Raw genomic sequence first — 25,701 nt, 5'->3', positions numbered from 1 at the left:
GATGCGCCCGAAGGTTTCCAGTCTGCCGGTTCAGTTCCATCGTCTCCTTGCTGCCGTCAGTTTAAACCAAAGATGCCTGCAAGTTTTATCCGAAAACTAAATCACAAGAGTTATGTTTTTGGTTAAAAAATCGCAACTTGCATAGTTTTACTGATGTTTTACACAAACCCAAAACTTGCCCCATGAAACAAATTTTTACCTTTTGTTTGTTTGTTTGGTTGTTTAATTGTTTATCCGCACAACCCTGCACCTATCTCGCTTATGATGGATTTGACTATCCGGCAAACGTTTCACTTCAGGGGCTGTCCGGCAGTACGGGTTGGAGCACTTTTTGGGATGTTCAAAACTCAAATACAACGGTGCCGGGCTACCAAATCAACAACGGCAGCGGCTCGCTGATGTATAACGACCTTCAGGTTTCAGGCCGGTATGCCACAGGAGGCTATCAGTATCTGACATCGGGCAGAGGGTTAAACACCACGGATACAGGACCCTTCACCGGATTTGTAGCGCAATACGAAAACGGCATCGGAACCCTTACCGGCGATACGCTATGGGTAAGTTTTCTGCTTAGAAAAACCGGCAACAACAATCAAACAATCGGAATTGATTTGCACAACAACAACATTAACTGGTGTTCCAATTGTGCTTCTCAGCATATTGCCGCAGGTTATTTTGGGGCAAACTCAGATGTTGCCGGGCAAAGGCGATGGACTTTGCGGTTAAACGGCAACTTTTATCCGACCTCGGTTCCCGTTGTCATCAGCGAGACTGTTTTTATAGTAATGAGGCTCATTTTTAATGCCGGCAACACTCAGGTAGATATGTATGTCAATCCGGCAACAATAGGCAGTACAATTCCTGCTGTTCCTGCCATGAGTCAAAACACTTCGACTAACAATATCTTAAGGAACCTGTCGGTCTATTTGGGGGATACTCCGGCAAACGGTGCAATAGATGAAATCCGGTTTGCGACTTCTTACCAATGCGTTGCACCCGATGCAGCCACTGCGGTAAATCTTCCCCCCGTTGCCAATATCATGGCCTCTCTTATTACGGGTCAGGTGCCTTTGATGGTAGATTTAGATGCCTCAGCATCTTACGACCCCGAAGGGCAACCCTTAAACTATAGCTGGAATTTTGGAGATGGAACCCCCGCTCAAACAGGCAGTTCTGTTTCTCATGTTTACAATACCACCGGTCAAATTAACCTGACTTTGACCGTTACCGATAATCTCGGTTTGCAACATACCACTTATCAAACCCTGACCCTGCTCGATGAATTTAATTCTTTTTCATGCCAAACCACAGTAACTGCATTACAAATGGCAAGCTGCGACCAAAACAACGGAAGGCTGCGCATCAATGCAGGGAGTAATTCTTTTTCATTGTTTGACATGGGAAACAACCCTTTGCCGGTTGTCAGCGGGAACGAATTTCACAATTTACCCGCCGGTGCTTTCAACCTTTATGTACATGGAATAAACGGATGTACCGATTCGATGCAATTATATATCAGAACCGACAGCACAACTTGTGCCGGATGGCAGGCCTCTGTTTGTGAAATGGATATCGGAACAAATATGAGCGGGTTTACAGATTGGGGATTTGAACGTCCGATGAAAAACCTGTTTAAACATATTCGCCGCGAAATTCTGACCTATTCAACCTCCTGCACCAACTGGAATTGCAATGTCGCTAATGAAATGAGTTTCGATACAGATGGCTATCCAACCTATTTGCCACAAACAACCTCTGTCGGGCCGACAATGGTGAGGTATGTCATATCGGCTGACGGAGGAAATCTGCAGCAAGGGCAACAATATGTTTTGTTATATGACGGAACGGGAACCATACAAATGCAGGGAGGAGTAACGGTAAATTCCAGTACTCCCGGGAGAATCGCTTTTACCATCCTCAACAATGGAAATCAATGGATACATATAACTGCCTCTACATTGGGAAATCATTTGCGAAATATTCGATTGCTTCGCCTTTCCGATGAGTTTGCCGATTTAAGTGCCAACCCCTTTTATGAAGGTTTTTTAGACAAAATTGCCCCGTTCAAACAATTGCGTTTTATGGATTGGGCACATACCAACAACAATATTATCGTGGAATGGTCTGGCAGAATTCCGCTTACTCATTTTAGTTATAGCGGAACAGAGGGAGTTCCCTATGAAATTATGATAGAACTGGCAAACCTGACCCGGAAAGATGTCTGGATTTGTGTGCCTCATCTGGCTGGTGATGATTACCTGAACCAAATGGCCATGCTGTTCAGAGATAATTTAGATCCAAACCTGACCATCTATTTGGAATATAGCAATGAAGTCTGGAACTGGATTTTTGATCAGGCACATTACAACGACCAAAACCGGCCATCCAATTTATCTTATCCAAGAGCTTCGGCCGAAAAATCCAAACGTGTATTCAGAATTTGGCATGACGTTTTCGGCACTCAAAACTCAAGGGTAAAACGGGTGCTGGGTTTACAGGGCGGCTACAACTCCCTGAACGAGCAAATAGTTGCTCAACTGCGTAACGAAGATTGGGATTATGGCTCTCCTACCCATTATTTTGGTTTAGACCATAGCGAAACTGCTAATCCTGTTTTACATGCCGGGTCAACGGTGGCCGACATTATGCTGAATGCCCAAAACACCTGGAATGTGTTTAAAAATTTAGTCAAACAAGACTACAACAATGTCCATGTTTTTGGGAAAGAGGTAATCACTTATGAAGGTGGGCAACACTTTGTGGGAAATGTCTTTGGAATTCCATACTCCTATCAGCAAGCAATGTGGGATGCTCAGTATTCTCCCCAAATGTATCAGATGTATGATCAAATGCTCGACACGATCCGAAACTGGGGCTGCAAGATGGCAACAAATTTCAGCCTGGCCGGACCGCAGGAAAGTATTTATGGTTCCTGGGGCGTTTTGAATGATATTGATATTGCCCCTCCGTTTTTAACCACAGCACCAAAGTATCAGGCCTTATTAGACAATATCCCAATCAGCCCAAATCCGTTTATTACAGGCTCAAACGAAGTTTGCAGCAATCAACCTTATATTTACTCTGTTCCTGAAGTAATCGGTAATACTTACCAGTGGACAATTACAGGAGGCATTATCCTATCAGGACAAGGCACCTCTTCTGTCGAGGTTCTTTGGTATCCGTCCGGAGCGGGCTCTTTGCAGGTAACACAATCATCCGAATAGCATGATGCTTTAAACGGAAGGTTTGCACCGGGCAGCATTAGTAGATATTTTTGCGAATGTTGATGATATTTGCCAGCAGGTCTTTTGCTCTGAACAATTGTGCTTTAACCGTTCCGAGCGGAAGATCCAATTCATCGGCTATTTCTTCATAACTGAGTTCCTGCATAAACCGCAGTTCAATCAACCGGCGATATTTGGGGTTAAGATGATCTAAAACTGTACGAAGATGTAAAATGCGTTGCTCTTTTATCAATGCCTCTTCAGGATCAGGCATATCAGATTCAAAATCATTGCTAAAAGCCTGATTTTCCTCTTCTAAAGGTTCTTCATCTAAAGAAAAAGTTTCAACCCGCTTTTTTCTCACAAAATCAATACAATTATTGATGGCAATCCGGTACAGCCAGGTGCTGAATGCAAACTGCGGACTATAAGAAGATAATTTGCTGAATGCCTTGCCAAAGGCTTCCATCGTCAGATCATCGCTGTCTTCGGGGTTTTTAACCATTTTCTGGATTACAAAATAGATTGAATCGCGGTATCTTTCCATCAATCCTGCATAAGCTTTTTGCTCCCCGTTCAATGCCTTGTTTACTAAAAACACATCGCTTTCGGTGCGGTCGTCTTTGACACCTGCACGCTTGAACAGTTCCAGTCTTAAATTGAGCGGCTGAACTGTTTTTATCGGCTCTTTATACCTTTCATAACCTGCAGCGGAAACAATCAGAATTTCATTGGGCAAATATTCCGTAATAGTTAGGGTAAAATTGCCCAACGTATTTGAATAAGAACTGTTCGTTCTGTCCGATTTCAAATAAGCGTTTGCCCCAACAATTGGTTCTCCGGTTCTTGCATCAAGAACAGTACCTCTTATAACAATCGGGTTTATCGTTTCCATGAAATCTTTTTTGCAGTTAGCATAAAAGGAGCAAACACTATATAGTAAACAGGAAAAAGAAGGTCAAACACCGGAATTAACGCGGTAATACCCTTTACCTTAAATAAACGGGTTGCCCAATAATAAAATACAAACTGCAAAATCATTGAAACTAATAAGAGGGCAGTTAAAAGTAAAGGTGTTTTTGAAATAAAAAACAACGCAATTATCATACCATAAAACAAAAAATCCGATAAGGTAAAACACCCCAAAACCAGGATATGACGAAACGAATAATATTTGCCAACTCCTAAATGTCGTGCTTTTTGCCTGTACCATTCCTTCCATCCGGAAAGCGCTTGCGAATAACAAAAAGCATCACCATGTATTTCAATAGCTGTATTGTCACGGGTGGCCGCCTTATTGACCAATAAATCATCATCTCCCGAAACCAAATGCATTTGTTCTTTAAAACCGCCTGCAGATTCGAACAATTGTCTTGTATAACCAAGATTGCGGCCAACTCCCATATAAGGTATTCCTGCATTAGCAAATGAAAAGTACCGCAATGCAGTATGTAGTGTTTCATAACTTACTAATTTATTGAGGAATCCCTTTCCTTCAATATAGGGCCCATAACCCAGAACTATCTGTTTACCAAGGTGAAAATGAGCAGACATCCGTTCTATCCACAATGGACTTGCCGGAAAACAATCTGCATCGGTCAAAAGAAAGTATGGATAACTGGCCGTTTCAATCGCTTTTTGCAAGGCTTGTCGTTTCCCTGCTCCTTTTTTTTCAGAAGGACTGATTGAAACCACCTTTAGTTGATGGTGCTTATTCTTCAGTTCATTCAAGACTTCGATGGTATCATCCTCAGATGCATCATTGACGACCACAACTTCAAAAAGGGGATACTGCTGCATCAAAACCTTCGGCAGATATTGTTTTAAATTCGAAGCTTCGTTTCTGGCACAAATTAAAACCGATATTGGAACAGGAGTAACCTCTTTATTATGCTGATTTATGACTGATTGTTTCCCGGCCTTTCGCAACAAAGGAAACAGAAAAAAAATACAATAGCAAAACCTGATTAAAGCCGGTAAGACTAACAAAAAACCAAAAATATAAAGCAAGCCCCGATATTCGACAAGATGAAAATAATGTAGCAAAGTTAGTCCATTTAAAAATGAAAACTGCGATTATCACATTCATCAGGCAAAGCATGACCATATTCAAAATCTATGGCTTTTAGCTATCTTTACGCCCGTTTAAAAAATATCCTCAAAAAAATAAACAATTATGAAGATATCCTACAACTGGTTAAAAGCATACCTCCCAATTGATTTGCCTGTACAAAAAGTAGGGGAAATATTAACCGGTACCGGATTAGAAGTAGAAGGCATCGAAAAAATAGAAACTGTTACAGGTGGGTTAGAAGGGTTAGTGGTTGGTTTAGTTCTCAGTGCAGAAAAGCACCCAAATGCTGATAAACTCACCCTTACAACCGTGGATATTGGATCAGGCGAACCCTTGCAAATAGTTTGCGGAGCACCAAATGTAGCCGCCGGTCAAAAGGTTGTGGTTGCAACAGTCGGCACCATGCTTTATCCTGTTGAAGGAGAACCATTTGTAATTAAAAAATCAAAGATACGGGGAGAAACATCAGAAGGGATGATTTGTGCGGAAGATGAAATCGGGTTAAGCCATAACCACGATGGCATTTTGATATTATCGCCGGAAACTGAAATAGGTTTGCCCGCCAAAACAGCCTTAAATCTTACCGAAGACTATGTTTTCGAAATTGGTTTAACTCCAAATCGTTCTGATGCAGGATGTCATATCGGTGTAGCAAAAGATCTTGCCGCAGCACTTGCTATCAATCATGGATATGAGATTAAAACCAAAATACCTTCTGTGGAATCGTTTCATGTTGACAACCATAACTTGACAATTCCTGTAGCGGTTGAAAATACAGAAGCCTGTCTTCGTTATGCCGGGTTAACTATTAGCAATGTAACCATAAAAGAATCTCCTGATTGGCTAAAAGACTGTTTGAAAGCCATTGGTATCCGTCCGATTAACAATGTAGTTGATGCTACCAATTTTGTGCTCCATGATTTGGGGCAACCTCTTCATGCTTTTGATGCCGATCAAATTGAAGGAGGTAAAATTGTTGTTAAAAATCTTTCCGCAGGTACCCGCTTTAAAACCTTAGACGAAGTAGAACGAACCCTTGACGCTGAAGATCTGATGATATGTAACGGCAATAATCAGGGATTGTGTATTGCAGGAGTATTTGGAGGCATTACTTCGGGAGTTACCGAAAAAACCAAACATATTTTTTTGGAAAGCGCTTGTTTTCATCCGCAATATATCCGGCGAAGTTCCAATCGCCATAATCTTCGCACGGATGCTGCTACTCGTTTCGAAAAAGGGGTAGATCCAAATCTTGCTGTATATGCTTTAAAAAGGGCTGCTTTGGTTATCAAAGAAGTTGCAGGAGGGCAGATTTCATCAGAAATCACCGATATTTATCCCAATCCTGTCGAAAAACTAACGATAACACTGACTTATGCCCATTTGAAAAAATTGTTGGGCATCAGTATTCCCCCCGTAAAGGTTAAAGCAATTTTGTCCGCTTTGGAAATGGAAATATTAGATGAAACACAGGAATCGCTAAAAGTTGCAGTACCAACGAATAAGGTAGATGTGCATCGAGAAGCAGATTTAATAGAAGAGGTGATCAGAATTTATGGCCTCAATAATATTCCATTTACCAATACAATAACCTCAGCGATTGCTTATACCCAAAAACCCGATGTGCAGGCTGTCAAAAATGTTACTGCAAATCTTTTAACAGGTTTAGGTCTTAACGAAATCATGACCGCATCAATCACCAATATCAACTATTATTCCGAAAACGAACAGGTTGGATTAGTCCGTCTTTTAAGCAGCGTAAATGCAAATTACAATATTATGCGCAAGAACATGCTTTATTCGGGCCTTGAAGTGATTGCACACAATCAAAATCATAAAAATACGGATTTGAGGTTCTTTGAATTTGGTCATACCTACCATTACGTACAATCAGAAACTCAGGGCAATCATCCAACCCAAAACTATATTGAGTCATCTCATTTATCAATATTTTTAACCGGCAATCAACAAAACGAAATCTGGCGCAGCAAACAACGCGAGGTTAACTTTTACGACCTTAAAGAAATAACCGATAAAATTTTAGAACGTTTCGGAATTACTCCGGTTCAATTGGTAATTCCTTCAAATGAAAACACCGCATTTGAATATACTTTACAATATTTTTATCGAAAACGATTGCTGGCAGAAACAGGCAAGGTAAAAAAATCCAAGTTGCAGTTGTTTGAGGTAAAGAACCCGGTATATTTTGCAAACCTGAATTGGGAAAACCTGATTTGGGCCTTAAAACAAATAAAAACCGGCTTCACTGTAATTCCAAAATATCCCAATGTTAGACGGGATTTGGCCTTGTTGTTGGACGAATCTGTCAGTTTTTCACAAATTGCCGATATTGCTGTAAAAAGTGCAGGCAATCTGCTTCAGTCGGTCAACCTGTTTGATGTGTATGAAGATGAATCCAAATTAGGAAAAAATAAAAAATCTTACGCGGTGAGTTTCATTTTGCAGGATAGCGAAAAAACGCTGACCGATAAAGAAATTGAACGTGTAATGATGCGGATTACGGATACCTGCAAACAACAACTTCAAGCAGAATTGCGATAGTTCCTGATTGTAAAAGCGATCATCTGTTTAAGTAATCAATTCAAAAATTTTTCATTGTTCAAACTACTTAAGGTTTGCAATGATAAATGTTAGGACGATCAACATGGCTGCCACACATTAAAAAAAAGAAGGGAGGCGATATCTTTGTAATTTTGCGAATTGCAAACCCAAAATCAAAGTATATGCCTCCCAACATTCTGCCTTTAGAGTTATATAAAGACATCCTGTCAGTAGCAAAGATATTACAATTAAGGGATTTTCTGTACTGTTTTATGTGTATTCGATATGGAGTAAGTGTACGGAGTTTATGCCGCTATAGTAACTACTCTGTTCGCACTTGGTTTCGTTTTATGTCAGAGGACTACCTGTGGGAGCGCATTCGTATGAAGTTGTTTTTGAAGTGGGTGTATCAACCGGAGGAGAATTATATTATAGCCATAGACGAAGTGGTAGAAGGGAAAAGTCGGGACAAGACCTATGGTTTGTCGAAGTTTTTGAGCAAGATTCAGAAATGCCCCATATTCGGGATTTGTTTTTTTGTGCTTCTCTGATAGCTGTGGGGAAACGGAAATCATATCCGATGGTGGTAGAGCAAGTCGTACAGACAGAGGGGACAGGAAGCGGATAGCGGAACAGAAAAAGAAGGCATTAGCTGGCAAGCGCGCAGTGCCGAAGGCAGATGTTTGGTTCGTGGCAGGAAGCAAGGCAGCAAAAACCGACCCAAGCAGCCCAATCCTACGGCATCCTTTCGGGCATTCACCGCCTTGTTAAACAAGTTGCTTTCGTGCTTACCGGGCATCAACCTGACCTATATGGTAGCAGACTGTGCTTATGCCTCGGCAGATTATTTCTCTGCGGTAACAAAGACCGGACTTCACCTGATTACCCGTTTGCCTGTAAATGCCGCCCTCGTCTATGCCTACTCAGACCCAGTAGCCCCAAAACATCGGGGAAGACCCAAAAATACGGAGAAAAAGTAGATTTGAACAACCTTGATAACCAAGAACTGAAAGACACCAAAACCGAAAATGGTCTCCTTACTCAGATATGGCAACTGCCCTGTTACAACAAATCCTTAAGCAAAAACCTGTTAAATGTGGGGATAGTAAAAATAACCAATTTGAAAACCCAAAAAGTAGCCTTCTCTAAATTTTGCACCACCGACCCTAACCTCGACTGGCAAACTATGATAGATTATTATAGTTTGCGTTTTCAGATTGAGTTTGACTTTCGGATGCAAACAATTTTTCGGACTATCCGATTTCAAAACTACACCTCGAAAAATCTGACCAATTTTGTTAATCTATGCTTTACCGCTACCTTGACGGCTAAAATTTTGCAGGCACAATATCAGGTTAAATACAATAACCCTAACTTTAGCATTTTAGACCTCAAAATACTCTGTAATACGCGTTTTACGGTCAAAACAGTTATTAAATTGGTACGAAAATCGCCCGATTCAATTTTTAATACTCAATTCGCAGACGGGTTTATGCCAACAGATTTGGTCAATGTCGCTTAAATATCTATAATATAGAAGAAAAAACACGACCGTCTTATCTTATATTTGTGGCAGCCTTGTTGACGATTAAAGAAATTTTTATTCAAAAGTTAAATGATGCCTAACTTTATTTAAACAAATTGAATTATCTTTACGAGCTAAGAAACATATTCTTAGATTAGAGGTAATATGCAAAGGCTGCACCAACAGATTGATAAAATCATTTCACAAATGACCGCCATGCTGGAAGATTACATTCAGTTGGAACAAGCCTTCTTACTTCTAAGCGACGAAAGGAATCATTTAACTAAACAATTAGAAGAGCAAAAAAAAACGATACAGCATTTACAACAGCAAATTGCGCAATTGGGGAATCCCGAAATAGAAGTAGAAACCATAAACTCCAAGCGCAAACGCGAACATTTGAAAGCAGCTATTAATGATGTAATTAAAGAAGTAGATAAGTGTTTAAATACTTTGGACACTTAATTTAGCGGGGTATTTGGATGTTTTTTTCCGAAATATCAGCTACAACTATACTTTAACAATGGAGCACACGAGCGAAAAGGACATAAAAGTGATTATTGCCGATCGAACCTATAAACTGAAAGTACTCCCTCAGGATGAGAACAGAGTAGTTCAGGCGGCCAAAGTAATTAAACATCGTATGCGGGAATTGCAGGAAGCATACGGCGCTAAAGATAAATTTGATTACTTGGCAATGGCCGCACTTCTAATATGCGTGGAATTGCTTGAAAAACAAGACCATGCAGAACAGGAAATTTTAGACGTAGGCAGTAAATTGACAGAGTTGGAAGAAATTCTTTCCGATTTCATGTCGAAAGGTTAAAAAATTATTCCGCCTCCCTCCTCTCCTTTCAGGTTTCTTTTTAGAAACCATCATTACAATCCGCAGTTTTCAATTTTCGCGCTTGCCTCAACTTATGAAGCGAGTTGAAAGGTTAATGCTTCGAATGAATAGTTAACCGTTACAATTTTGTTAAAAGGAATTTATTTTAAAAAAACCACATTCATATATATATTACATTACCATTCACAAAACAAACACCTTTATGGAAATATTAACCTTTGTAATTTTAGCAATACTCGGAGGAGGCATTGGATTTTATACAGGGAAAAAGTTAGCTTCTATTGCCGCCAAAGAACTCATGACAAATACAGAAGCCGAATCCCGCCGGATTCTTTTAAAAGCAGCCGATGAAGGAGAAGAACAAAAAAAGGCTTATCTGATAAGAGCTAAAGAAAAAGCTCAACTAATAAGAACTGAATCGGACAGACATGTTGCCAACAACAAGAAAAAAGTAGAAGAGGCCGAAAACAGGTTAAAGCAAAAAGAAAGCAGTTTCAAACAAAGATTAGATCAAATAAAAGCTACTGAAGACGAACTGAACAAAAATGCCGAAGACTTGAAAAAGAAATTGGATGAAATCAAACAAAACAACGATGAAGTTCAGAAAGTTAAAGAAAGCCTGCAAAAACAGTTAGAAACTGTCCATCTTAAAAAACAGGAGTTGGATCGGGAAAGCGAAATGATTCAAGCTAAAATTGGAGAATTAGCTGAACAAACCATAAAATTGGAAACCGATTATGCGCGCAAAATTGAAGCTATTGCCGGATTAAGCGCCGAAGAAGCTAAACAACAACTCGTAAATGCAATGAAACAAAAAGCCGAAACCGAAGCAATGGCATTCGTAAAAGACATTGTGGAAGAAGCGAAACTAAAGGCAAATAAAGAGGCAAAAAAAATCATCATTCAAACAATACAACGAACTGCTGCAGAGCATACTATTGAAAATACGGTTTCGGTTTTTAATCTCGAATCTGACGATATAAAAGGTCAGATTATCGGGCGGGAAGGCAGGAATATCAGAGCTTTAGAAGCAGCCACCGGCGTTGAAATCATTGTGGACGATACTCCCGAAGCTATTGTTATTTCCGGTTATGATCCTGTCAGACGCGAAATTGCGCGTTTGTCTTTACAAAGATTAGTTGCTGATGGTCGCATTCACCCTGCCCGTATTGAAGAAGTTGTTGCAAAAACAAGAAAACAATTAGAACAACAAATAATTGAAATCGGTGAAAGAACCGTAATTGACCTGAATATTCACGGTCTTCATCCGGAACTAATTCGGGCAGTTGGACGTATGCGTTATCGTTCTTCTTATGGGCAAAATTTATTGCAGCACTCCATCGAAACCGCCAAACTTTGTGGAATCATGGCAGCAGAACTCGGTTTAGGTGCTAACAATATTAAACTCGCCAAACGTGCCGGACTTTTGCATGATATCGGAAAAGTTCCCGAAGAAGAAACTGAACTTTCTCACGCTTTATTGGGCATGAAAATAGCCGAAAAACATAAAGAGCATCCCGCTATTGTCAATGCAATAGGTGCTCACCACGATGAAATTGAAATGTCTTATCTGATTTCTCCGATTATTCAGGCTTGCGACGCTATATCAGGTGCTCGTCCGGGTGCAAGAAGAGAAATTTTAGAAACCTATCTGAAACGCATCAACGAACTTGAACAATTAGCCATGTCTTATGAAGGGGTTGATAAAGCGTATGCTATTCAGGCTGGAAGAGAATTACGGGTAATTGTAGAAAGTGAAAAGGTAGCGGATGAACGTGCCGATGAACTTTCATTCATCATCTCACAAAAAATCCAAACCGAAATGCAGTATCCCGGACAAATCAAGGTTACTGTTATCCGTGAGAAACGGGCGATTTCTTTTGCCAGATAGCCCTAACCAATTTCCAATATATTTCATAAATGCCTTAAGGCATAGAGGATTTTATTTGTCCAAAAATTTCCAAATCATCATAAAAACTATAATGGCAAGGCACTTTTTAACTCCCTTCTTTTGAAAGTTTTACTTTCATTTATTTTGGTCAAACTAAAGATTGAACATTCTTGTTTTTTGTTAATACCGAATTCAAGTTGTTCATCGTCATCTATTACTACAAAATGCTCACTATATGCTATTTAGTATCCTTTTGTTGATTGCAGGATTTTTGTTGTTAATAAAAGGAGCAGATTGGTTAGTAACCGGTGCCTCTTCTTTGGCAAAAAGGTTTAACATTTCAGAATTAGTCATTGGACTTACTATTGTTGCATTTGGCACATCAGCCCCCGAACTTGTTGTTAATGTCTTGGCCTCATTCAAAGGTGCTAACGATATCGCTTTAGGAAACATAATAGGCAGTAACATTTTTAACCTATTTTTTATTCTCGGCATTGCCGGGCTGATTTACCCAATCACTGTCCATAGAAATACGGTTTGGCGCGAAATTCCTTATTCATTGTTTGCTGCTTTAGTAGTTTTGCTAATGGCCAATGATGTGTTTATAGATGGAGTATCGGATAACCGAATAGACCGAACAGATGGTATTATGTTGTTGCTCTTTTTCGTAGCTTTTTTGTATTATGCTTATCTTAGTATCCAAACAGAAGACCCAAACACAACAGAAGAAGAAGAGATAAAAGTGATGAGTGGAATAAAATCCGGAGGATTGACGGTAATTGGATTGGGGCTTTTAATTTTTGGAGGAAAATTGGTGGTGGATAATGCTATTGACATTGCAGTCAACTTGCAAATCAGCGAAAAACTAATCGGATTAACCATCGTTGCCGCAGGTACTTCATTGCCCGAATTGGCTACTTCTGCAGTTGCTGCCTATAGAAAAAGGAGCGAAATTGCGATTGGTAATGTTGTTGGTTCTAACATTTTTAATGTCTTTTTTGTTTTAGGCAGCAGTGCTGTGATTAGCCCAATTCAATATAATATTTCGTTTAACACCGACATTTTATTATTTATTGTTGGGACATTATTGCTGTTTAGCGCTATGTTTATCGGAAAAAAACATTTATTGGAAAGATGGGCAGCACTAACACTTATAATCGTTTTTGTGTTTTATACTGCCTTCCTGATTTATAAAAGTTGATCAGGTTTTTCATTACAATACAAATTAACTCCGTTAAAGAGAATTTGTTTAATTTGCATAAATTTTAGATAGATCTAATCTCATGATATTAAGCGTTTTTATATTGATTCTGGGATTTGTATTTTTAGTAAAAGGGGCAGACTGGCTGGTGAGTGGAGCTTCTTCTTTGGCGAAGCAATTTAATATTTCAGAATTAGTCATTGGACTTACTATTGTAGCTTTCGGTACTTCATCTCCCGAATTGGTAGTTAACGTTTTAGCTGCTTTCCGTGGCTCCAGCGATATTGCTTTGGGAAATATCATAGGCAGCAACAATTTCAACACTTATGTCATTCTAGGATTAGCAGGAATGATTTATCCGCTTTCTGTTAACAGGAGTACGATTTGGAGAGAATTGCCTTATTCTTTATTGACAGGATTAGTGCTTTTGTTGGTAGCTAATGATGTTTTTGTAAATCAACGCATACCAAATACAATAGACAGAACAGATGGCATTATGCTGTTATTGTTTTTTCTGGCTTTTTTATATTATGCTTACCTCAGTATGCAAACAGATGAACCATTAACTCAAAAAATAGACGTAATGAGTTCAAAAAGGTCTTTAATTTACACTATTGGAGGGTTAGCAGTTTTGATCTTAGGCGGAAAATTTGTGGTGGATAGTGCTGTTGATATCGCCCGTTTAATGGGAGTTAGTGAAAAATTAATAGGTCTTACCATTGTTGCTGCCGGTACTTCACTTCCTGAATTGGTAACTTCTGCAGTCGCCGCTTTTAAAAAACGCAGTGATATAGCAGTTGGTAATGTAGTTGGCTCTAATATCTTTAATGTATTTTTGGTGTTGGGCATAAGTTCTGTTATTCAACCTTTAGATTACAACATTGTACTAAATATTGATTGCCTTATTTTTATCGTTGGAAATATCCTTCTTTTTGGAACTATGTTTGTTGGCAAACGTCATATTTTAGATCGTTGGCAAGCTTCTATACTATTTGCCTTGTTTATAGGCTATACTATTTATTTAATTGCAAGACAGTAATTGAATCAAAATAACTGTTTGCTGAAAAACTAAAAACCCCTTTATTTTCAATTTGAAATAAAGGGGTTTTTGTTTTAGGGGTACCCAATGGGATTCGAACCCACGACCCTCAGAACCACAATCTGATGCTCTAACCGGCTGAGCTATGGGTACCGTTTTGTATGGGCTTGCAAAGTTAAGAAATAAATCAATCCGTCAAGAAAAAAGTTTAAATCCGCGAAAAAAATTCATTGGTTTCATTTATTGCTAAATAGAATATCCTGTATTTTGTATTCTATTTTTTAGCACAGGATTTCTATGAATTTCTATATTGTAATACTTAATACAATGCAAAATTGTCAAATTAAATTCCATTTAATCTGATAAAATTTGAACCCGCAACAATTAGCTCTATTTAAGAAAAAACATCATTTACTTCATTTGATGAAGCAACCTCATTTTTCTACGTTACTAATATGACCGTAAAATTCTTTTCCAACCGGTTTGAGTTTAGAGAATGGTTAAGAGAACATCACAAAATAGAAAGTGAACTGATAGTTGGTTATTACAAAATTAGCAGTGGAAAACCCAGTATGACCTGGTCTGAATCTGTGGATGAAGCTTTGTGTTTTGGTTGGATTGACAGTGTACGGAGGAACATAGACAAAGATAGCTATTGCATACGTTTTACCCCCAGAAAACATTCAAGCAATTGGAGCGAGGTCAATATAAAAAAGGTCGAAATGTTGATTAAAGCCGGTTTAATGCAACCGGAGGGACTTGCATTGTTTGAAAAAAGAACAGAAAAGAAATCAGGTAGTTATAGCTATGAAAACAAACCGGTACAACTACCTTCCGAATATGAAGTAAAATTCAGAGAAAATCCCGATGCCTGGGCTTTTTTTAAATCTCAGGCACCTTCCTATCAAAAAACTATTTTCTATTGGATTTTAAGTGCTAAACAAACCAATACACAAATTTCAAGACTTGAAAAAGTCATATTGGTTAGTGAACAGAAAAAACGGTTGTAGTCAATGACAAAGGTTTAATCTTCAAAAAATAGGAACAACTTTATTGCCTGTTTTTGAGCTAAATTTACCTTAACCCTATGATGCAATTTAGGGTAACCTGTGATAATTAATTCCTGAAACAAAAATGGAAAGACTTTTTGAAATTACTGACCATATTATCATTCGTTCCAAACCGGAAAACGTCTTTGAAGCTATAACCAAAGCTGATTTATTGAGTAAATGGTGTCCTCAATCTGCAATATCCAACCCTAAAAAAGGAGGCTCTCTGATTTTTTATTGGCCTAACGGCACAATAATTGAAACAGCATTTGACTTATTCATACATGGAAAATGTGTTTCCTTTCAATTTGGGCCGGAATACGTTTCTATTCATTTGACCGAAAGGGACAATTCTGTCTTGGTAAATGTTGCCCATTCAAAGATAAAAACGATCCAAAACTTAGATAGTATCGTTCATATAGCTCAATCCTGGACTTTTTTATTGTTTAATCTGAAAGTATTTATAGAACTTGGGTTGGATTTCAGAAAAGACCATTAAACAATAAATACTCACGCTGTTCAGTCTGTTTGGAAGATATTAATTACGAGCCAAACCGATTTCAGAAGTAATTTTCAACCTATAAATAAGAGTTGAAAAAGCCTGAATTTTACCTTAAAACCTGATTTAACAAACTCAATTTCTAATAGGCAAATCTTAAACCCCTTTTTATGAATACTAAATTCAGTAAGGACTTACCCCTTTCTCAACGAGAAACTTTATTCCAAAAATTAAAACTGCGTTTTGAACAAAACATGAGCCGGCATCCCGAAATCTTATGGTCTGAAGTGATGGAAAAATTAGCAACAAATCTTGAAAAACTTTGGTCGCTTGACCAAATGGAACAAACAGGTGGAGAACCCGATATTATTGGTTTTGACATGGCTACCCGTGAATTTATTTTTTGTGATTGCTCAAAAGAAACACCATCCGGCAGAAGAAGTGTTTGCTATGATCGTCAGGCTCAAGATGAAAGGAAAGAACATAAACCTGAAAATAACGCTGTAGAAATGGCTGCTTCTATGGGCATAGAATTATTATCGGAAGCGCAATACCGAAATTTACAACAGCTCGGAACATTTGATACAAAAACATCAAGCTGGATAAAAACCCCTGAAGATATTAGAAAACTTGGAGGGGCACTTTTTGCCGATTTTCGTTACGGTCATGTTTTTGTTTACCACAATGGTGCCCAATCTTATTATGCAGCTCGTGCCTTCAGGGGGTTGCTAAGAGTGTAGCCGTACTACAGTAAATAAAAATATTTTTCACTACCCTTATTCAGAAAGCAAGATCCCTGTTTTTAAATCAAAAAGGTGATGTCCTGTTTTTTCAAAAACACCTTTCTAATCTGTCAACAAACTCCCATTAATTCGCAAATACGATCCATATTTACATATTCCTCAACAATTTCTATAGCTTTTTGAATCTTATGCGGGGCTTTTGTGTTGAGCTTTACATCTAATTTGCTTAGTTTAATAATAGACTCGTAAGTATCATAATGAGTCCTTATTGTGGGTATCTGATAAGTACGCATAAAGTCAAGATATTCGTTTGCAACCAGGGCTTGTCCTGTAAGTATAACACCTGCCAAATTTGGAGCTATTCCATGTTCTGCCCAAATGCCTTGAAGTTTTGATAATGCGTCGTTAAATCTTCGAATGCTAACCACGAGCAGATATTGTTTTAGAGGGTTAAGCGATTCCAAATCAACCAAAGACCCCGCAATGGTACCTTCAACTAAATTTGTCAATTTGTCCGGATTACACAAAACCTCACCCTGAAGTTCACGGGTAATAGTAGATACCAAAGGATAAGCCAGTTCTTCTTCAAAAGGTATAAATCCAAATATCTCTAACCCTGTTTGTGAAATTTTCTTTTCAAGGGCTGAACGTATTTTGTCCATTTTGCTTCTCAATACTTTGTTGATAATTACCCCATGTACTTTTGCGCCAACAGAATCAAAAAAAGTTTTAGCAAGCATCATGTGATCATAAGTATCGCCTATTCCACCTTTTACAACTATAATTACGCCGGCATCTAACCTTTTAGCTACGTCCGCATTTGACAGATCAATTACACTCCCTACGCCCGGATGGCCGGTGCCTTCATATAAAACTACTTCATGTCGTTTTCTCAAAACCTCAGCTGCAAAGTCTAATTTTGCAGTATTAATTTCTTTTTCCGGTTGGTTGATGTATTGCTCAGTATAGCCTGGCAAAACAATGACAGGACTATGAATATGGGGTTCTAACTCAAAACGCATTGCTTCGGAAAAAAGCAGTGAATCTTTATCCACTTTGTAGGCTTCCTTCCAACTGGTAAACTCCTGCCCAACGGGTTTACAATAGCCAACATTTATTCCACGCAACTTTAAAGCATGTAGAATACCAAGAGTAGTTGTGGTTTTCCCGATATGTTGACCGGTGGCTGCCATAAAAATATCTTTCTTCATTGCTTTAAATTAAAATTGGGATAATATTCACAAAAGAAAGGAAAAAATAGATGAACTCAAATCTTAGGTTAAAATAGTTACTATATTTAGGCAATTAATTTATTCAATGTTCATTTTTCATTTTCTATGCCAACTCAATCATTGATTCTGTCATTGCTTCTGCCTTTATTTTGCAAAGTGAGAACAACTTCCCGACTGGTTTTTTTTATTTTTTTGTCTTTTGTTTGTATCACTGAGACGATTTATGCTCAATCTGTCACTTTAAATGGGAAAGTGGTTGACCAAACAAACAACAATCCCTTACCCGGTGCTACCATTATTTTGAAAAATGATCCTGCCACGGGAAGCATTACAGATGAAGAAGGCCGGTTTTCTTTGTCTGTTAACCAACCATTACCTGTTATCGTATTGGTCAGCTATGTGGGATACGATCAGCAGGAAGTGTCAATCGAACAAATGCAAACCTTAGAAATCAAGTTAACCCCATCCGTAATCATCGGGAAAGAAATTGTGGTAACCGGATCAAGAATAAGTGAAACGATTTTATCTTCTCCGGTTTCAATACAAAAAATGACTCTTAAAGAAATTAAAAACACACCTTCCGGCGATTTTTACCAAGGTATTGGAAATTTGTCCGGTGTAGATATCGTAACTGCGAGTTTAGGAATGAAGGTGATCAATATGAGAGGGTTTAATACAACTGCTCCGGTACGGATAGTACAGTTTATTGATGGAATTGACAACCAAGCTCCCGGATTAAATTTTCCGGTCGGCAATTTAGTAGGGGCACCGGATATTGATTTGCAAAATATCGAGTTAATTTCAGGAGCAGCTTCTGCCATGTATGGAGCCAATGCTTTCCAGGGAGTGGTTAGTATGACCTCCCGTGATCCCTATACCAATCCTGGGCTATCCATATCACTCAAAGGAGGCAATCGCCGGTATGCGGATGCACAGTTCAGATATGCTCAATCGCTTGGTAAAAACAAAAATTTTGCAATTAAAGTAACCGGTGCTTTCAGCAGAATTGATGATTGGGAGGCAAATGATACTATTGCAAATTTATATGGAGATATAAGTACAGAACAAAATCTGGCATATATAAGCCGGCAGCTTCAATATTCTGATGATCCGGAAGTAGCCGAAACATTTACCGCAATTAACGGATGGCTCGATTTTAATCCCAAAGCAAACCCTCCAAAATTATTGATAGAATCTCCGGGCTATCTTGAAACGGATTTATCAGACAACACCGCACAAAGTCTTAAATTAGGCTTGGGTTTATACTACAAATTTAACAACAATATCAGGGTTTCCTATCTTTATAAATTTGGAAACGGTACTGCAGTTTACCAAGGCAGCAACCGGTATAGCATCAATAATATCAAATTTCAACAACACAAATTAGAGTTTCAGGGCAACAGATGGTTGGTTAAAGCTTATACTACGCAAGAAAATGCCGGCGATTCTTATGATATGGTCTTTACTGCCATCAATATCTCAAGAGCAAGTATTTCGGACAATTTTATTCCAACATATCTTGAAGAATATTTTAACACCCTTCGGGAACTGACCAACGATTTTGACAACAGTGTCAATGATGGTCAGATTGCCACCGCAAGAGAAGAAGCATTTGCAGCCGCTCATGCAACCTGGTATCAACCCGGCTCATCCCAGTTTGATTCTTTATTTAATAAAATTACAGCCGACCCGGATTTAAACACAGGTTCCCGATTTCAGGATAAATCCTGGCTGGCACACGCTGAAGGCCAATATAATTTTAACTGGAAATTTGCCGATGTCATTGCAGGTGTTTCTACAAGAAGATATGACCCTCAATCTTTTGGGACCATATTCAGCGACACATTGATTGCTGAAACCGGAAAATATAAAGAAATAGCGGTGTGGGAATATGGCGGATTTATCCAAGCCTCCAAACATTACTTTGAAAACAAATTGCGGTTAACAGGATCTATCCGTGCAGACAAAAATCAAAACTACGATTTACAATGGTCGCCCCGAATATCGGCCGTTTATACTAAAAACAACCATAATTTCAGAGTTTCAGCACAATCAGCATTCAGAAGTCCGACCCTTCAAAATCAATACATTTATCTGAATCTGGGCGCAATAGTATTGGAAGGCAACTTAAGCGGACAGAACAATGCGTACTCTGCCCAATCAGTCAGTGATTTTTTAGACTACTATGAAGAAACCTTTGAAATTGACCCTTCCTTGTTGACTGCCGTAACTTTGGAAGCCGTCAGACCGGAACAGGTAAGAACATTGGAATTGGGTTACCGAGGAATTCTTAGCAATTCTTTTTACATTGATGCAACAGCTTATTATTCTGCCTATAAAGATTTTATAGGAGATTACCGTTTTTACAAACCCAACGGAGATGCCGTAGCAGGTCAGGATAGTGGAATTGATGCTGTACTGACCGGTGCTTATACCCTGATGCAAACACCGGTTAATTCTAAAGACAGAGTTAACAGCTATGGCGCTACTTTAGGGTTGGCTTATTATTTTGGAAATGGTTTTGCCGCTTTAGGTAATTATACGTATGCTGCCATTGATACCGCAGAAGTAAAAGACCCGTTAATTGCCGGTTTTAATACGCCAACTCATAAATTAAACCTGGGGATTCAGGGTAATGATGTCTGGAAAAACCTGGGGTTCGGAATAAACGGCAAATGGGTTGATAAGGTATATTGGGAAAGCCCTTTCGGCAACGGAGAACTTCCTTCATACTTTTTATTAGATGCTCAGGTAAGTTTTAATTTTAAAAAACAATATTCAACAGTCAGAATTGGAGGTTCAAATTTACTGAATCAAAACATACAGCAGGCGTTTGGTTCTCCTGTAATAGGAACCACTTTTTATGTGGGTTATTTGTTTGAAATCGGTAAACTATAATTTAGAAATTTAATATTGAACTTTTTTTCGGATTTATTATCCATGTAACAAAAAAAATTGTAGGAATTTTCTCAATTTTATGTGTTGATTTCAAACTTTACTTTTAAACACTTTAAACATGAAGCAATTCTCTACAGTTGCATCCCTTATTTTACTTTTTTGCTGTTTAATTTCTGTTCAAACAATCTATGCACAATGTCCGGCCGGACAATCAGAAGTAAGTATTGTAATTGATCCCGACTATTATGCTGCTTCTGAAACAGATTGGACTTTACACGATATGGACGATAACCTGCTTGCCTCCGGAAGCACAAGTGGAGTAACTTTATGTCTTCCAAATACAACTTGTCTGGTATTCGAAATTACTGATACTTATGGAGACGGGCTTTACAGTTCTCAAGGTGCCGGTAGTTATTCTGTTTATTACAACGGTGAATTGATAGATACCGGCGTAAATTTCGGATATGAAGCCCATGTACAGTTTGGGGGATGCCCTCCCGGTATTTCTTGTACTTTTCCTGAAGTGGCAGTTACTTCAGTAATCTATACTGCACTTGAACCTGATACCTGGTATGAATTTGAACCCGTAGAAAACGGGCAATATGCAATTACCACTTGTTTTGCAACCTGTAATACAGGTATCTGGGTATATGACCATTGTCATGGTTTACATTATAATGAAAGTCAGGAAGGTGCTATCAGCTATACCAGCACCGGTTGCCCAAACGGAACCGGCGATCAGGCTTTATTGTACGTCAACTTATTTGCAGGAGAACATTATTTTATTAGGATTGGCGATGATGATACCGATTGTGAGGGAACTCCGGTTCAATGGGGAGTCATGTATATGGGCCCAATTGTAGGATGTATGGATCCCACTGCTTGTAATTATGAACCCTTAGCCACCCAACACATCCCTTCATCTTGTTTGTATCAACCCGATGCTAACTGTCCGGATGGCCCTGACCTTATTGTTTTATCAAATGTTTTGGCCAATTCTATTTATGCACAAAACAAATCAAATAGCAGTACTTGTTTTGTTAATGAAGGATGTATGGCCGGATACGGTACCCGAAGAATTTTGCGCTTCACCACACATATCCGAAACATAGGGAATCAGGATTACTATATTGGAGTTCCCCCCTCTTCTCCTTCAACGCCCGACCCTCAATGGGAATGGGATGCTTGCCATCAACACTGGCATTATGAAGGTTATGCTGAATATATACTTTATAACAGTGCAGGTGTTGCCATGCCGGTTGGCTTTAAAAACGGTTTTTGTGTGATGGATTTGGAATGTAGCGGAGGTGGTGTAGCTAAATTCAATTGCAGCAACCAGGGAATTACCGCCGGATGTGGTGATTATTATACCCACACATTGAACTGTCAATGGATTGATATCACCAATGTTCCTTCCGGTACTTATACTTTAGTGGTAAGAACCAACTGGGATCAATCTCCCGACAAACTTGGCCGCCATGAATTAAACTACAATAACAACTGGGCACAGGTCTGCATACAAATCACACAAGGTGCTACCAGTGCTTCGGTTAGTGTAGTCAGCACTTGTACCCCTTATACTGATTGCCTTGGAGAAATCTATGGAGCAGCTCAACCGGATTGCACCGGCATTTGTAACGGACCATTTAAAGTCGGTGATTTAAATAATAATTTTCAGTTAGAAACAAATGATGTTAATAGTTATTTAACCGGGATGATAGACGGCACCATGAACTTTGGAACCTGTCGGGATGCTAATACTGACAATAACATTTCACTGACAGATGCAATTTTAGTAAATGCTTGTGTAAGAGAGCAAGCAGAACTGCCACATCCCGGTGGAGAATGGAGAGATTTTTGCAGTCTGGCTACATTTAATATCTATAATTTTCTGGAAGAGGCTCATTTCAGCATCGGTGCAATAAATCCTTCTTTAAGGTATTTGGATGTCTATTTATTAAACCCTTTAACCCATGTTTTGGGTTACCAGATCCAAATGGGCGGAATTGTTATTGACAATATCGAAAGTTTAGTGCCTGATGCCGGATACAATATCAGTTTCTTACATAATGATTCGGGATTATTAATTGGTTTTTCACAAGACGAAAACATCCTTCCCCGATATTTGGAACCCACCCCTATTTTCAGGGTATATTATTCCGAATTAACAGACGATGAAGTTTGTATTGAAAATATTGTTGTCGCTGTTAATAACAATTATGAAGAGATTTATGCGCAGGTGGTTGACAATTGCAGGTTCCCTTATTTGACTGCTTCCATCAGAATTATGCTACAGGGCGCTTATGAACCCCAATTAGGTTTTATGCGCACCGATTTAAGTGCAAATGGATGGTTGCCCGAAACTCAACCTTTTAGTGGTGCACCCTGGAATTATAATGGAACTGAATCCGCTGCAGATCCTCAAAGCATGTTTCCTGAAATAACTGATTGGGTGCTGGTGGAACTACGTAATTCAGAATATCCGGATGTTATTGCCGACAGAAGAGCAGCTTTACTGAGAAACGATGGAATGTTGATGGATGTAAGAGGAAATGTTGGTGTTAATTTTTACAATGCAGACCCCAACAGCAGTTATTTCATCGTTGTCCGTTCGAGAAACCATGTTGCGATTATGAGCAACGGAACACATTCAATCGGTAACAGCCCGTTAATTGACTTAACAAATCCGGGCAATGTAGCCCTTGGAGATTGGACATTGGTCAATGTGGGAACTCCTGAAATACCAATGTTTGCAATGTATGCTGGCGATCTTTATGCCAATGCAGTGATAACCGTTTCAGACTTCAATACCTACATGAGTCAACAAGCCGAATTGAACGGTTATTATTCGGCAGATGCTAACCTTGACGGACAAATCACTGTTCAAGACTTTAACCTTCATGCTGCGAATGCCGGGATTATTGGGGTTAACGGAGTCAGGTATTAGATTTATGTTAGACCAAAACACCTGACAAAAAAGCCGATTGAAAGTAGTTTTCAATCGGCTTTTTTTTCGCAAGAGCCTCCCATGGGATTTGAACCCACGACCTGCTCATTACGAGTGAGCTGCTCTACCGCTGAGCTAAGGAGGCAATCTCAACATTTTCAAAAAAAAGTCGGGGTGACTGGACTTGAACCAGCGACCTCTACGTCCCGAACGTAGCACGCTACCATCTGCGCTACACCCCGATTAATGATAAGAGGCAGCAAAAATAACCAAACCAATTTTATTTTTGTTTCAATTTGCATTTTTTTTGTGATAATTCTATACAATCACAAGTAAGCCTGTTAAGAAAGCAATCCTAAAAAAATCCATTCTTTTATTGATTAAACCATTTTCAAAGCCTGATATAGATGTATGGTCTATATAAATTACATCTCTATCTCAGTTGCTTTTTTTTAACCATACAGGGTTGATAAAACAACTAATCCTCAAAATTCCGGAGTTGATTGTATTTGACAAATAGTATAAACTTTATTGACGAATAACCTGTGTATTGTTCCGGATAGGTAGAACAATCAATGAATTTAGGTTACAGAATTTTAAATTCCTCTCTCAAAAATCAACCAACAAAATTGCAATTTAGAAGGAGCGCAAATCAGATTAAGGATGCTACTATTGGTAATTTGATTGCCCTTGTTCTGATTTTATTAAAAAAACTGTATAATTTAGGGCGAAATCTTGTTTCAAAAACAAATAAAATTGACATTTTAAAGGAAAAGGAAGTTGGATTTGAACCAAATCTTGTTTCAAAAATAAATTCTAAATACATTTTAAAGAACAAAATGATAATTTAACTGGCAAAAATTTCAATTGAAAAGGCAAAAATTTCAATTGAAAAGATAAAAATTATAATTCTACTCCTTCAAATGTTAATCTTAAGACAGAAAATTGACTTTTTAAAAGTAAATGAAACAAGAAATGGTTCATTTCTTATTTCATTTTTGTTTTTGTTTGACTTTTTTTTCTGGGTGAAAATGCCTTTAGTTGAAATTAAGTCTTCATTTTTTCTTGATAATAGTTCATTTTTTCAGAAAAATATGGATTGATATATTCCCGCAAATTTTCGAACAGATGGTTATTGAGATTTATTTTACAAACTATAATTTTACACTGAAAAAGGAAATTTTCTAAGTTTACACCGCTTGTACCCTTTCAAATATACTTAATAAATCACTCAAAACCAAGGTTAAAGATCTAAATCCTTTGTACTTGTTTAATCCGGTATTAAGTTTAATATCGGGTCATACTATGTTATATTGACAATTTTGCATCTTTAGTTTTTAAGAATTTTTAAGTGTTTAACCAACCGTTACCCCTGTTTTTCCGTTTCTTAAGTTGTAAATTGCAAAACAAACTGAAATGAAAAAATTTTCCCTTTTAATGATGGTCTTTTTTGTTGTTTTTTCACAATCTGCTTGTAAAGATGAGGATGATGATGACCAACCCATCATTAACGAAACCGCAGAAGAAGTGAGTTTTGTGGTTAACGGCGGCTCCGCTTATAATGGCAAATATATAACCTTTACCGATTTCAACAGCATAGTTACAAAAGCATATTATAATGACACCACAGGTTTATCGCATGTCAAAGCATTAGGACAATGGGATAATGCAAATGCTTTTCTGGAAGCCTATTTTCCGGACGATACTTTGGGGTATTATTTTATGGAAGAGCCGCAACCTCCTTTGTTTGAAATTCCTGATGATCGCTTTTTCAGCATTACTTTAGGCAATACGGTGCTTTATATTAAATACATGAATTTTCACATCACCGCTTATGGTAAAGTAGGTGAACATATAAAAGGCACTTTCAACGGACAGGTGTATGATTTTGTACATAACCCTGCCGGCGAACTAATCAACATCAATAACGGCAAATTCAGCCTGAAAAGAACTCAATAGTTTACAAAAAT

General features: G+C 38.4%; 20 protein-coding genes and 3 tRNA genes. 17 read left to right on the top strand and 6 right to left on the bottom strand.

Annotation, left to right across the window (positions count from 1 at the left end):
• Nucleotides 1–182: 182 nt before the first annotated feature.
• The gene (locus IPM47_11135; protein QQS27464.1) at nucleotides 183–3,224 is read left to right on the top strand and encodes a PKD domain-containing protein; all 3,042 of its coding nucleotides are present in this window, start codon (nucleotides 183–185) and stop codon (nucleotides 3,222–3,224) included.
• 37 nt (nucleotides 3,225–3,261) lie between these two features.
• On the opposite strand, the gene IPM47_11130 is transcribed toward IPM47_11135, so the two are convergent.
• A complete protein-coding gene (locus IPM47_11130; GenBank protein QQS27463.1) occupies nucleotides 3,262–4,119 on the bottom strand; it encodes a sigma-70 family RNA polymerase sigma factor in 858 nt (285 codons plus the stop codon).
• Nucleotides 4,107–5,270: a glycosyltransferase gene (locus IPM47_11125; protein QQS27462.1), complete on the bottom strand. Its 1,164-nt coding sequence runs from the start codon at nucleotides 5,268–5,270 to the stop codon at nucleotides 4,107–4,109. The genes IPM47_11130 and IPM47_11125 overlap by 13 nt, the downstream gene beginning before the upstream one ends.
• A 130-nt stretch (nucleotides 5,271–5,400) precedes the next feature.
• Between IPM47_11125 and IPM47_11120 the strand changes: the two genes are divergently transcribed.
• The 9 genes from IPM47_11120 to IPM47_11080 all read left to right on the top strand — a co-directional run bounded on the left by IPM47_11120 (nucleotide 5,401) and on the right by IPM47_11080 (nucleotide 14,363).
• The gene (locus IPM47_11120) at nucleotides 5,401–7,860 is read left to right on the top strand and encodes a phenylalanine--tRNA ligase subunit beta (protein QQS27461.1); all 2,460 of its coding nucleotides are present in this window, start codon (nucleotides 5,401–5,403) and stop codon (nucleotides 7,858–7,860) included.
• Between the two features lie 182 nt (nucleotides 7,861–8,042).
• The gene (locus IPM47_11115) at nucleotides 8,043–8,411 is read left to right on the top strand and encodes a hypothetical protein (protein ID QQS27460.1); all 369 of its coding nucleotides are present in this window, start codon (nucleotides 8,043–8,045) and stop codon (nucleotides 8,409–8,411) included.
• 132 nt (nucleotides 8,412–8,543) lie between these two features.
• Entirely contained in the window at nucleotides 8,544–8,840 is a 297-nt protein-coding gene (locus tag IPM47_11110) for a transposase (protein ID QQS27459.1), read from the top strand.
• 2 nt (nucleotides 8,841–8,842) lie between these two features.
• Nucleotides 8,843–9,382: a hypothetical protein gene (locus IPM47_11105; GenBank protein ID QQS27458.1), complete on the top strand. Its 540-nt coding sequence runs from the start codon at nucleotides 8,843–8,845 to the stop codon at nucleotides 9,380–9,382.
• A gap of 168 nt (nucleotides 9,383–9,550) precedes the next feature.
• Nucleotides 9,551–9,850 carry a hypothetical protein gene (locus IPM47_11100; GenBank protein ID QQS27457.1) on the top strand — a complete coding sequence of 100 codons (300 nt, stop codon included), beginning with the start codon at nucleotides 9,551–9,553 and terminating at the stop codon, nucleotides 9,848–9,850.
• 58 nt (nucleotides 9,851–9,908) lie between these two features.
• Nucleotides 9,909–10,211 (top strand): cell division protein ZapA, encoded by a 303-nt coding sequence (locus tag IPM47_11095; GenBank protein ID QQS27456.1) that lies wholly within the window; start codon nucleotides 9,909–9,911, stop codon nucleotides 10,209–10,211.
• Nucleotides 10,212–10,434: 223 nt separating this feature from the next.
• Nucleotides 10,435–12,123, top strand: coding sequence for a ribonuclease Y (gene rny, locus IPM47_11090; protein QQS27455.1), 1,689 nt, complete (start codon nucleotides 10,435–10,437; stop codon nucleotides 12,121–12,123).
• Nucleotides 12,124–12,358: 235 nt separating this feature from the next.
• On the top strand, nucleotides 12,359–13,324 hold the full coding sequence (locus IPM47_11085; GenBank protein QQS27454.1) for a calcium/sodium antiporter: 966 nt from the start codon (nucleotides 12,359–12,361) through the stop codon (nucleotides 13,322–13,324).
• Nucleotides 13,325–13,406: 82 nt separating this feature from the next.
• Entirely contained in the window at nucleotides 13,407–14,363 is a 957-nt protein-coding gene (locus IPM47_11080) for a calcium/sodium antiporter (protein QQS27453.1), read from the top strand.
• A gap of 79 nt (nucleotides 14,364–14,442) precedes the next feature.
• Here the strand turns inward: IPM47_11080 and IPM47_11075 are convergent.
• Nucleotides 14,443–14,516, bottom strand: a tRNA-His gene (locus IPM47_11075).
• A gap of 302 nt (nucleotides 14,517–14,818) precedes the next feature.
• Here IPM47_11075 and IPM47_11070 point away from each other — a divergent pair.
• The 3 genes from IPM47_11070 to IPM47_11060 all read left to right on the top strand — a co-directional run bounded on the left by IPM47_11070 (nucleotide 14,819) and on the right by IPM47_11060 (nucleotide 16,651).
• Nucleotides 14,819–15,373, top strand: a complete 555-nt coding sequence (locus tag IPM47_11070) for a YdeI/OmpD-associated family protein (protein QQS27452.1) — start codon at nucleotides 14,819–14,821, stop codon at nucleotides 15,371–15,373.
• A gap of 124 nt (nucleotides 15,374–15,497) precedes the next feature.
• Nucleotides 15,498–15,911: an SRPBCC domain-containing protein gene (locus IPM47_11065; GenBank protein ID QQS27451.1), complete on the top strand. Its 414-nt coding sequence runs from the start codon at nucleotides 15,498–15,500 to the stop codon at nucleotides 15,909–15,911.
• Between the two features lie 170 nt (nucleotides 15,912–16,081).
• Entirely contained in the window at nucleotides 16,082–16,651 is a 570-nt protein-coding gene (locus tag IPM47_11060; GenBank protein QQS27450.1) for a DUF4256 domain-containing protein, read from the top strand.
• Between the two features lie 113 nt (nucleotides 16,652–16,764).
• Here IPM47_11060 and IPM47_11055 read toward each other — a convergent pair whose 3' ends face one another.
• Complete coding sequence (locus tag IPM47_11055) at nucleotides 16,765–17,865, bottom strand: AAA family ATPase (GenBank protein ID QQS27449.1); 1,101 nt, start codon at nucleotides 17,863–17,865, stop codon at nucleotides 16,765–16,767.
• 273 nt (nucleotides 17,866–18,138) lie between these two features.
• Here IPM47_11055 and IPM47_11050 point away from each other — a divergent pair, with 273 nt between their 5' ends.
• Both IPM47_11050 and IPM47_11045 read left to right on the top strand, forming a co-directional pair.
• Complete coding sequence (locus IPM47_11050) at nucleotides 18,139–20,784, top strand: TonB-dependent receptor (GenBank protein QQS27448.1); 2,646 nt, start codon at nucleotides 18,139–18,141, stop codon at nucleotides 20,782–20,784.
• A 118-nt stretch (nucleotides 20,785–20,902) separates the two neighbouring features.
• Nucleotides 20,903–23,731, top strand: a complete 2,829-nt coding sequence (locus tag IPM47_11045) for a hypothetical protein (GenBank protein QQS27447.1) — start codon at nucleotides 20,903–20,905, stop codon at nucleotides 23,729–23,731.
• 73 nt (nucleotides 23,732–23,804) lie between these two features.
• Here the strand turns inward: IPM47_11045 and IPM47_11040 are convergent.
• A tRNA-Thr gene (locus IPM47_11040) sits at nucleotides 23,805–23,876 on the bottom strand.
• Nucleotides 23,877–23,900: 24 nt separating this feature from the next.
• A tRNA-Pro gene (locus IPM47_11035) sits at nucleotides 23,901–23,973 on the bottom strand.
• A gap of 333 nt (nucleotides 23,974–24,306) precedes the next feature.
• On the opposite strand from IPM47_11035, the gene IPM47_11030 reads away from it, so the two are divergent.
• Entirely contained in the window at nucleotides 24,307–24,582 is a 276-nt protein-coding gene (locus IPM47_11030) for a hypothetical protein (protein QQS27446.1), read from the top strand.
• Between the two features lie 565 nt (nucleotides 24,583–25,147).
• Nucleotides 25,148–25,690 (top strand): hypothetical protein, encoded by a 543-nt coding sequence (locus IPM47_11025; GenBank protein ID QQS27445.1) that lies wholly within the window; start codon nucleotides 25,148–25,150, stop codon nucleotides 25,688–25,690.
• Nucleotides 25,691–25,701 lie beyond the last annotated feature (11 nt).

It is taken from the genome of Sphingobacteriales bacterium, assembly GCA_016700115.1.
In the GTDB taxonomy this organism is placed as follows: Bacteria; Bacteroidota; Bacteroidia; order Chitinophagales; family UBA2359; genus UBA2359.
This window is presented reverse-complemented; position numbering and strand designations above follow the sequence as displayed.

Excerpts from the sequence above, each read along its gene's own strand:
- IPM47_11095 (QQS27456.1), top strand. The coding sequence starts at position 9,909 with ATGGAGCACACGAGCGAAAAGGACATAAAAGTGATTATTGCCGATCGA.
- IPM47_11065 (QQS27451.1), top strand. The coding sequence starts at position 15,498 with ATGGAAAGACTTTTTGAAATTACTGACCATATTATCATTCGTTCCAAA.
- IPM47_11135 (QQS27464.1), top strand. The coding sequence starts at position 183 with ATGAAACAAATTTTTACCTTTTGTTTGTTTGTTTGGTTGTTTAATTGT.
- IPM47_11070 (QQS27452.1), top strand. The coding sequence starts at position 14,819 with ATGACCGTAAAATTCTTTTCCAACCGGTTTGAGTTTAGAGAATGGTTA.
- IPM47_11120 (QQS27461.1), top strand. The coding sequence starts at position 5,401 with ATGAAGATATCCTACAACTGGTTAAAAGCATACCTCCCAATTGATTTG.
- IPM47_11080 (QQS27453.1), top strand. The coding sequence starts at position 13,407 with ATGATATTAAGCGTTTTTATATTGATTCTGGGATTTGTATTTTTAGTA.
- IPM47_11085 (QQS27454.1), top strand. The coding sequence starts at position 12,359 with ATGCTATTTAGTATCCTTTTGTTGATTGCAGGATTTTTGTTGTTAATA.
- IPM47_11130 (QQS27463.1), bottom strand. The coding sequence starts at position 4,119 with ATGGAAACGATAAACCCGATTGTTATAAGAGGTACTGTTCTTGATGCA.
- IPM47_11100 (QQS27457.1), top strand. The coding sequence starts at position 9,551 with ATGCAAAGGCTGCACCAACAGATTGATAAAATCATTTCACAAATGACC.
- IPM47_11025 (QQS27445.1), top strand. The coding sequence starts at position 25,148 with ATGAAAAAATTTTCCCTTTTAATGATGGTCTTTTTTGTTGTTTTTTCA.
- IPM47_11030 (QQS27446.1), top strand. The coding sequence starts at position 24,307 with ATGAATTTAGGTTACAGAATTTTAAATTCCTCTCTCAAAAATCAACCA.
- rny (QQS27455.1), top strand. The coding sequence starts at position 10,435 with ATGGAAATATTAACCTTTGTAATTTTAGCAATACTCGGAGGAGGCATT.
- IPM47_11115 (QQS27460.1), top strand. The coding sequence starts at position 8,043 with ATGCCTCCCAACATTCTGCCTTTAGAGTTATATAAAGACATCCTGTCA.
- IPM47_11055 (QQS27449.1), bottom strand. The coding sequence starts at position 17,865 with ATGAAGAAAGATATTTTTATGGCAGCCACCGGTCAACATATCGGGAAA.
- IPM47_11060 (QQS27450.1), top strand. The coding sequence starts at position 16,082 with ATGAATACTAAATTCAGTAAGGACTTACCCCTTTCTCAACGAGAAACT.
- IPM47_11045 (QQS27447.1), top strand. The coding sequence starts at position 20,903 with ATGAAGCAATTCTCTACAGTTGCATCCCTTATTTTACTTTTTTGCTGT.